General features: G+C 57.7%; 7 protein-coding genes and 1 tRNA gene. 4 read left to right on the plus strand and 4 right to left on the minus strand.

Annotation, left to right across the window (positions count from 1 at the left end; all coding sequences use genetic code 11):
- Positions 1 to 139 precede the first annotated feature (139 nt).
- From AC3AYF_RS15095 to AC3AYF_RS15110, 4 genes are all read right to left on the minus strand, one after another.
- On the minus strand, positions 140 to 2,272 hold the full coding sequence (locus AC3AYF_RS15095) for a TonB-dependent siderophore receptor (RefSeq protein ID WP_295040095.1): 2,133 nt from the start codon (positions 2,270 to 2,272) through the stop codon (positions 140 to 142).
- Positions 2,273 to 2,505: 233 nt separating this feature from the next.
- The gene (gene lpxO, locus AC3AYF_RS15100) at positions 2,506 to 3,402 is read right to left on the minus strand and encodes a lipid A hydroxylase LpxO (RefSeq protein WP_295040093.1); all 897 of its coding nucleotides are present in this window, start codon (positions 3,400 to 3,402) and stop codon (positions 2,506 to 2,508) included.
- A 67-nt stretch (positions 3,403 to 3,469) separates the two neighbouring features.
- The gene (locus tag AC3AYF_RS15105) at positions 3,470 to 4,216 is read right to left on the minus strand and encodes a 4'-phosphopantetheinyl transferase family protein (RefSeq protein ID WP_295040090.1); all 747 of its coding nucleotides are present in this window, start codon (positions 4,214 to 4,216) and stop codon (positions 3,470 to 3,472) included.
- A 3-nt stretch (positions 4,217 to 4,219) separates the two neighbouring features.
- On the minus strand, positions 4,220 to 4,828 hold the full coding sequence (locus AC3AYF_RS15110) for a hypothetical protein (RefSeq protein ID WP_295040088.1): 609 nt from the start codon (positions 4,826 to 4,828) through the stop codon (positions 4,220 to 4,222).
- 84 nt (positions 4,829 to 4,912) lie between these two features.
- On the opposite strand from AC3AYF_RS15110, the gene AC3AYF_RS15115 reads away from it, so the two are divergent.
- From AC3AYF_RS15115 to AC3AYF_RS15130, 4 genes are all read left to right on the plus strand, one after another.
- Positions 4,913 to 4,989, plus strand: a tRNA-Ile gene (locus AC3AYF_RS15115).
- Between the two features lie 97 nt (positions 4,990 to 5,086).
- Entirely contained in the window at positions 5,087 to 6,154 is a 1,068-nt protein-coding gene (locus tag AC3AYF_RS15120) for a site-specific integrase (RefSeq protein WP_295040086.1), read from the plus strand.
- Positions 6,155 to 6,296: 142 nt separating this feature from the next.
- Positions 6,297 to 7,325, plus strand: a complete 1,029-nt coding sequence (locus AC3AYF_RS15125) for a hypothetical protein (RefSeq protein ID WP_295040084.1) — start codon at positions 6,297 to 6,299, stop codon at positions 7,323 to 7,325.
- Between the two features lie 579 nt (positions 7,326 to 7,904).
- Positions 7,905 to 8,117 carry a DNA-binding protein gene (locus tag AC3AYF_RS15130; RefSeq protein ID WP_263584784.1) on the plus strand — a complete coding sequence of 71 codons (213 nt, stop codon included), beginning with the start codon at positions 7,905 to 7,907 and terminating at the stop codon, positions 8,115 to 8,117.
- The last annotated feature ends 46 nt before the right edge of the window (positions 8,118 to 8,163 follow it).

Raw genomic sequence — 8,163 nt, forward strand, 5'->3', positions numbered from 1 at the left:
CCCGTAAACTGGAGCGCCAGCCCGGTCCTCTTTCGCCGATTTTTGCCTTGTCTGGCTATCGCTCGCCGATTTTTCAGACAGAGCTTAGCCAGGCGCCCGCGTGGTTGAATGGTCTGTGTGGGGTTTCCTCCCGGTGAGATCAGAACTGATAGGAAACGGTCGCGGTGACGTTACGCTCCGCGCCGAAGTAGCAATACTCGAGCGAGTTGCACGACGCCACGTACTCCTTGTCGAGCAGATTGCCAACGTTGACCCGGGCGCTGACCCCCTGCAGACCGACCTGGCTCAGGTCATAACCCACCGCGGCATCCACCAGGGTGTAGTCGGGCACCGTTTCGGTGTTGGCGCGATCGGCATAGACATCCGCGTAGTAGCGCACGCCCAGGCCGGCATCGAGCCCGTCGAGCGCACCGCGATCAAAGGCGTAGTGCCCCCACAGGCTGGCCTGGTGGCGCGGCGCATAGATGGCGTAGTTGCCGTCCTCTTCCGGGTCGTCGCTCTTGGTGTAGCGAATGTCGGTATAGCTGTAGCCGGCCTGCAGGCGGAAGTTGTCGGTCAGCCAGGTGCGGGCCTGTAGCTCGACGCCCTGGGAACGGATCTCGCCCACGGAGCGATAGGGGTCGCTGGGCTGCTCCTTGGTGGCCACGTTCTCCTGATTGATCCGGAACAGCGACAAGGTATAGAGATCGCGGCTTCCTGGGGGCTGGTACTTGAGTCCGGTCTCCCACTGCTCACCCTCCATGGGTTCCAGCAGATCGCCTTCCGCATCGACGAAACTGGTCGGCGTGAAGGCGGTGTTGTAGCTCAGGTAGGGCGCGAGGCCATTGTCGAACAGGTAGAGCGCGCCGACACGACCGCTGAACTGGGTGTCGTCGAGTGTGCTTTCGCTATCGGTGAGATGGTTCTTGTTCTTGATATCGACCCAGTCGTAGCGGCCGCCCAGGGTGAGGCGCCACTGATCGATCGCCATCTGATCCTGCAGGTAGATTCCGGTCTGGCTGAGTTCATGGCGCTCGTCGTTGGTGACGGCGATGTCTCCGATCGGCTCGGCACCGTAGCTCGGGTTGAAGGCATCGAGACTGGGGAAGGAGCCGTAGGTCCAGGTGACGTCATTCTTGCGCTTCTGATAATCCACGCCGACCAGCACGGTGTGGTCGATGAAACCGCTCTTGAGCTTCGCCTCCACCTGGTTATCGACGGTCCACGCCTGCAGCGACTCGCGTCCGCCGGAGTAGTAGCGGTTCAGTTCGTTGGAGTCCGGCGACACCCAGCCGAAGCCGTAGACCTGGTTCAGCTCGACGTCCGAGTTCAGGTAGCGCAGTTTCTGACGACCGGTGACGTTGTCGCTGAAGCGGTGCTCGAGGTTGTAGCCGAACATGCGCTGGGTGCGTTCGAACTTGTCGTAGTCGGCCTCGCCGTCGAAGAAGTCGTTGCTGATATGGCGGCCGTTGTGGCGGCTGACGGCGCCCTCGTAGGGCACGCCGGAGTGATAGCCGCCTTCCGGATCCTTCTGCAAGTAGGCCATCAGGGTGATGCTGGTGACGTCGGTGGCGTCCCAGGTGATCGAGGGCGCGATGGCGTAGCGCTCCTCTTCGACATGATCGAACTGGGTGTCCGTCTTGCTGCCGATGCCGACCAGGCGATAGGCGACGCGACGTTCGTCGTCCAGCGGGCCGGAGAAGTCGAACGCTGCGCTGCGCTGGCTATTGGTGCCGGTGCTGAAACGGAGCTCGTTGCGGTTCTCGAACAGCGGCTTCTTGCTGGTCAAGGCCACGAGACCACCGGGCGACGAGCGTCCGTAGAGCACCGAGGCCGGCCCCTTGACGATCTCGACGTTATCCAGGAACCACGGATCGATCACCATCGAGCTGTAGCCGTTGGCGTCGCCCATCACCTTGAGCCCGTCGAGATAGGTGTTGCTCAGGCTGCCGTCGGAGAACCCCCGCATGACCAGGTAGTCGTAACGATTGGAAGCCCCGACCTGGTTGGTATAGACCCCCGGCGTGTACTGCGCCGCTTCGCGCACCGTGCGCACGCCGCGTTCGTCCATCTCGGCGCGGTCGACGTTGGATACCGTCTGCGGCGTCTCGACGATGGGCGTCTCGGTCTTGGTCGCGGCCGACTGCCCGGTCACCGTGACGGTATCGAGGTTGGCGGTTTCAGCCGACGCCGTGGTGGCGACGGTGTTGTCGCCCGTCTGCTGGGCCCAGACGGGAAACGACAGGCAGGCGCAGGCCAGTGCACTTGCCGGATAGCGCAGAACATGATGCATGAACGACAGACTCCCCTTGAATGAAAATCGTTCTTATCCATGGATGTTGCCAATAAGAAGACGTAGGGGAGTCCGTTTTCTGAACCGCAATGACAATTATTTTCAAAAAAGAGAAGAACGATACGGCGAGGGCGGCGAGTGCCGGACGATCCGGGGAAGAGGGAAGAGGGAAGAGGGAAGAGGGAAGAGGAAAGAGGGAAGAGGAAAGGGCCGGCGTGTGCCGGCCCGGCCGCTCACCAGACGATGATGGCGATGATCACGATGGCGAACAGTGCCCACTTGATGGCGTAGTAGAGGGACTTGTTGCGCTTCTTGAGCGCCTTGCCCTGGCGCCGTACCGCGTAGATGTACTTGAAGGCGCGATTCAGCCCGCCGGTGCGGTCGCTGTCGTCGTTGGGCGAGCTGGCGGCGGCCATCACGGTACGCCCGAAGAAGTGGTTGAGACTGCGGGCCCAGCCATATTTCATCGGACGTTCGATATCGCAGAACAGGATGATACGGTTCTGCTCGGAGCCGTTCTCGGCGCGGTGCAGGTAGGTCTCGTCGAACATCACGGCCTCGCCGTCGCGCCAGCTGTACTTCTCGCCATCGACATCGATGTAGCAGCGATCGTCGTTGGGCGTGATCAGGCCCAGGTGATAGCGCAGGGAGCCGGCATACGGGTCCCGGTGCAGGGTCAGGTGACTGCCCGCCGGCAGCTCGGCGAACATCGCGGCCTTGACGTTGGGAATGCCTGCCAACAGCTGCGTGGTCCGCGGGCAGAGCTGCTCGGCCGAGGCGTGGCTCTCGCCGTACCACTTCAGGTAGAAGCGCTTCCAGCCGCGACGGAAGAAGGAGTTGAAACCGGCGTCGTCGTAGCGGGAAGAGGCCTTGATGTGATCCTGCAGCGCCATCGCCTCGTCGCGGATCGTCTCCCAGTTGCCGGTCAGGCGTTCGAGCTCCGGGTAGTTCCGCAGGTCGTGGTAGGGGCGATCCTTGTCGCGCCCGAACAGCGTCATCAGCGCATTGATCGGCGACATGAAGGTCGAGTGATCGGAGAGCTGGCGCAACGGCCTGTGACGCACGCGCCCGCGATAGTGCGTATAGAGCACGCTGGCGACGAAAAGTAGTATCAGTATCCACTTGATCATGGGATCGGGTTCCGCTGGCGAGCCGATCGCACTGGCGATCGCGCTTCAGTGAAATTAGTTTGGTCGCTCACGATTCTCGCGAGATCGCGATCAGCGTCAAGAGATAGTCGCCGATTTTCGCCACCTGCCCGGTCAACCGGGCACCGGCCCGCCACTCCGGCGACAGTGTCTCGAGCAGCTCGATCGCGACGGTTCCCCCGTCGGCGTCCCAGGCGGTGACCCGGGCATGGGGAAAGTAGAAACGTCGACGCACCAGCGGGTAGAGCGCCTTGAACAGGCTCTCCTTGAGCGAGAACGCCACGGTGAGGAACTCCCCCTGTCGCTCACCGGGCAGGTGGTCGAACCAGGCGCGTTCCGATGCCACCAGGATCTGGGGCGCCAGGCGGCGCGCACGTTCAGCGGTCATCTCCACCTCGGCGTCCAGGCCAATGCCGCGACACGCTTCCTGCCCGGCGACCACCGCCGCTGCCAGCCCCCGGCTGTGGGTGATCGAGCCGACGGTGCCCGCTGGCCAGCGGGGAAGCTGCTCGGCGTCCTGCGCCGGTGTCGCCAGCGACCCTGTCAGCTCGGCGAGCGCGTGGCGAGCGCTCAGGCGGCCGGCCAGGAACTCGGCCCGCCGCTTGGCCGCTGCCGTCGTCAGGCGATCCGGTAGCGAAAGGTGCCAGCCATCGAGGTCGGCTTCGCACAGCGCCCCGGTATCGAAACGCAGGGCACTGAATCTCGCCCAGGGCAATGCTTCGCGCCAGGGCCACTCGCTCAGTGGCGAGTGACACCCCGGCGGCAATTCAGTGACAGCGGCTTCGGATCCGGACATCGCTCAGCGATCGACCAGCACGGCATCCAGCTCGACCGGCACCTCGTCGCCAATCTGCTGGTATCCCATCAGCGAGAGAATCGAACGCACGGTCTGGTTCTTCATCAGTTCCCTGCCGTCCAGAGACACCGGTTCGGCATTGCGGGCGCGCACGACGTCGGCCGCCTCGCGGGTGAACCGCACCGGCAGCTTCTCCTGGCGCTGTTCGCCGTTGGAATCGGTACGGAGCGTCAGTATCTCGACCGTCGACTGGCCGACGGCCAGCGAGTTGATCCGTTCCGGAGGCAGGTGAGTGACGACCGTCACCAGGGTGGTGTTGGTGAGCGAGGACATCCACGGCGGCAGATCGCCGAGGCGATCCAGCACATCGGTCTGGTTGAGCCGAATGGGCAGCTTCAGCGTGCCGTCCGCGCTGATCTGGCCCTCCATGCGGCGCAGGGCGTGCTCGTGGGTGATCGACTCGCCCCCGCTGGTGATCTCGGTCACCGTGGCCGTGACGCGGGACTGAACGGGGTTGAGCTGCCACGCCGCCTGGGCCAGACCGCAGGACAGGGCCAGTCCGGCGGCCAGGCCGATACCCATGACGCAGCGAATGATCGGTTTCGGTGACATCGTGTCCTCCCTGGACATTCATGGCCTTCAATAGCGGCTGGCCTGTGCCGACCGCTTTGGTTATCATACGGCTCCCGCGTTTCAGGGCCTATAGCTCAGTTGGTTAGAGCAGGGGACTCATAATCCCTTGGTCGCAGGTTCGAGTCCTGCTGGGCCCACCAATGAAATCAGCGTCTTACGAATTTTACCTGGTGAGTCCCATAGTCCAAGGGTACAGTTTCGGTACAGTGCCGATCCTTCAGCCCCCTGGAGACTTTCATGGCCACCATCGTCAAGACCCCTGCCGGAAGCTGGAAAGCCGTCATCCGCAAGACCGGCTGGCCCACCACCGCCAAGACCTTCCGCACCAAGCGAGATGCCCAGGACTGGGCACGCCGCACCGAAGACGAAATGGTGCGTGGCGTCTATATCCAGCGCAGCGCTTCGGAGCGCATGACGCTCGAAGCAGCCCTCAAGCGCTACCTGGCCGACGTCACACCCACCAAGAAGCCCAGCACCCAAAAGAGCGAGCGCCACAAGGCCAGCACGCTGACTGAACACCTGGGCAAGTACTCCCTCGCGGCACTGACGCCGGAGCTGATTGCCAACTTCCGTGACACCCGCCTGAACAGCATTGGCCATCGTGGCCAGCCCATCAGCGCCAATACCGTACGTCTGGAGCTTGCTCTGCTCGGCCATCTCTACACCGTGGCCATCCAGGAATGGGGTCTGGGCCTGACCTACAACCCCGTCCAAAATATCCGCAAACCCAGCCCTGGAGAAGGGCGCGACCGGCGCCTGAGCGCCGACGAGGAGAAGCGCCTGTTCGCCGTGCTACGGCAGCACAGCAATCCCATGTTGGCCTGGATCGCCAGAATCGCCCTGGAGACGGGCATGCGCTCGTCGGAGATCCTGACCCTCACTCGCTCCCAGGTCGACGTAAAACGCCGTGTGGTGCGCCTCACCGACACCAAGAACAACGAAGCCCGCCTGGTACCGCTGACCCAGGTCGCCATAGAAGTGTTCAAGCAAGCGCTGAACAACCCGGTGCGTCCGTTGGACTGTAATTTGGTGTTCTTTGGTGAGCCTGGCAGGGACGGCAAGCGCGGTCCTTACGCCTATACCAAGCTCTGGAACCAGGCGAAGAAGCAGGCCAGGCTCAATGACTTCCGCTTCCATGACCTGCGCCATGAGGCCGTCAGTCGGTTGGTAGAGGCGGGGCTATCCGATCAGGAGGTCGCCGCGATCAGTGGGCACAAGTCAATGCAGATGCTGAGGCGGTATACCCATCTCAGGGCAGAGGATTTGGTGAAGAAGCTGGATGGTCTGCGTGACAGTTTTATTTAACTGTTTGATCTGTTCTAGCCAGTTGGAGATAAAGACAGGAAAGTCCTGAGTAAAATCAGAATAAACATGCGAGCTCTAGATGGTGATGATCGCTCTAGTGCTCATATTGTAACATGAGGCGATATTAAGCAAGGTGGTGGTTATGGATAAAGGAAGGCTGGAAAAATATTTATATGAAAATGTCGCTAGTGTGTTTTGGTCAGCTGTTCTTCTTATAGGTGGTGTGATTTTTGTAATTTATTACGCTCTTATAGGATACATGCCGGATTTTGATTTAAAGTCTTCGGTAACTATAACGGCGGCAGCTTCGGTCACCTCAATTGTGATCATCATAATGATGCTGATTATGATGGTTTTCGCTGGGTCGTTCTGGAGAGGGGTGTGGGAGTTCTTGGGGGATAATTCAGAACTTAAAAGGTACTGGCTAGAGGGTAGCGCTAGTTCTGGCTTTCGTAACCTGTTGATTTGGTTTTCTATTCCCCTGTTTACTGTTTATGTCAGTTTAGGGTTAAGCCTTTTTTTAGGGAATTGGTGTTGGATGTTAACCCTGGGTCTTGTTGCGTTGATGTATTTATTCTATCTATGCCTTTATAGTGGCTTTGGTGTGGTCAAGGGAGGTAAAGAGTTTGTTTTCTTAGTGGCTGCGACATTCTGCTCTGCTGTTTTTATCTTTTTTCCACTGTATCTGGTTTTCAGGCTGTCAGTCGTTGAGTTTGAAAGCATTAGTGATAGGTCATGGTTTTTGGGTTTTTTGTCAGCGATGTTTATTGTTTTTATAAATACTGCATCCGCTTCACCTCAGGGGGCTTCCTCTCCATACGCAAAAGAGTTTGTTCTAGGTCTTATGGCTATTGTTATGATATTCATATCCTTTGGGAGATTCGATAGGATTCCGTATGGTGTGATGGAAATATATAAATTTGGAAATATAGAAGCTTCTGAGTTGGTTCTTAAGAGGGAGGGATGCGAGCTTTTTAAGTCGCTTGAAATCAATGTGTTAGATAAAGATGGTGGTCTTTGTGTGGTTAAAGATGTGCTCATTCTCTCTAGGTTAGGGCGAGAAGCTTACTTGGAAGTCGACAGAGATGATTTAGAGTCATTAAAGCTGACACTATCGTCGTCATCTATTGCATCTTGGACTCTTCGGGAGAGTCAAGGCGATGAAAGCTGATGCTTGTATTTATGATTGTTAATGAACTGTAAGCAAAGGCGGTTGGCTTTCTTGGGTTTGTATGTAGTATGTTGTAGTAGTATACAACATACTACATCGATTGGAGGGTGATCATCCCTCAGTGACGCATAGGAAAAATTTAGCGGCTAAAGTTTCTTCTGCCTTTCTGGTGTGACCTCAGTGGTGCGCTACTCAATGCCATCCTCTCCTGCCTAGCATTCCTCATGCTGGACATGTTTTTCCATATGCATATGTGCCTGAAGGATTGTGGTTATAAAAAGTGCTCCTCAAGTGTCAATGAAATAAAATGCATTGACCAAGTCTCGTGCATAAGGTGATCGACTCAAGCTGTTTGTTGACACTTGAGGGGCAGGGTCGCTTTGGTTATTGTTCGAGTTTTATATGCGGGATTGGTGGTTCTTTTGTTTTACCTGAGGTGCTGATGGAAAAGTATAGATAAACTTTTAAGTTGGCGTATAGCTATACTTTTTTAACAACAAAATCAAAGTGTTGAAAGTTTTTTCAAGATGGCGTAAATATTGAAAGTGAAGTCTTGCTTTGCGTTATCTTGAGGTGTTTATGACAACCGAAGAACAGTTGCTTGAACGTTATGGACCACTGCTCTCCCTGACCGATTTATCGGAATTATTGAAGCGTAGTCCCGATGGTCTCCGAATATCTTTGCAGAGCCAGTCAGAGTTTTCAGTGAAATGGAATGCCGCCAAGAGGAAGGTTGGAAGGCGTGTCTATTTCCGTGCAACCGACGTTGCAGGGCTGATTGATGAAGCCTGAGAGACTAGAGCGGCAAAGTGAAGCGGATACGAAGGGGTAAGGCGTG

The sequence above is a fragment of the Salinicola sp. genome, assembly GCF_982684285.1.

Coding starts and splice junctions, on each gene's coding strand:
- AC3AYF_RS15105 (WP_295040090.1), bottom strand. CDS start 4,216: ATGTCCGGATCCGAAGCCGCTGTCACTGAATTGCCGCCGGGGTGTCAC.
- AC3AYF_RS15120 (WP_295040086.1), top strand. CDS start 5,087: ATGGCCACCATCGTCAAGACCCCTGCCGGAAGCTGGAAAGCCGTCATC.
- lpxO (WP_295040093.1), bottom strand. CDS start 3,402: ATGATCAAGTGGATACTGATACTACTTTTCGTCGCCAGCGTGCTCTAT.
- AC3AYF_RS15130 (WP_263584784.1), top strand. CDS start 7,905: ATGACAACCGAAGAACAGTTGCTTGAACGTTATGGACCACTGCTCTCC.
- AC3AYF_RS15095 (WP_295040095.1), bottom strand. CDS start 2,272: ATGCATCATGTTCTGCGCTATCCGGCAAGTGCACTGGCCTGCGCCTGC.
- AC3AYF_RS15110 (WP_295040088.1), bottom strand. CDS start 4,828: ATGTCACCGAAACCGATCATTCGCTGCGTCATGGGTATCGGCCTGGCC.
- AC3AYF_RS15125 (WP_295040084.1), top strand. CDS start 6,297: ATGGATAAAGGAAGGCTGGAAAAATATTTATATGAAAATGTCGCTAGT.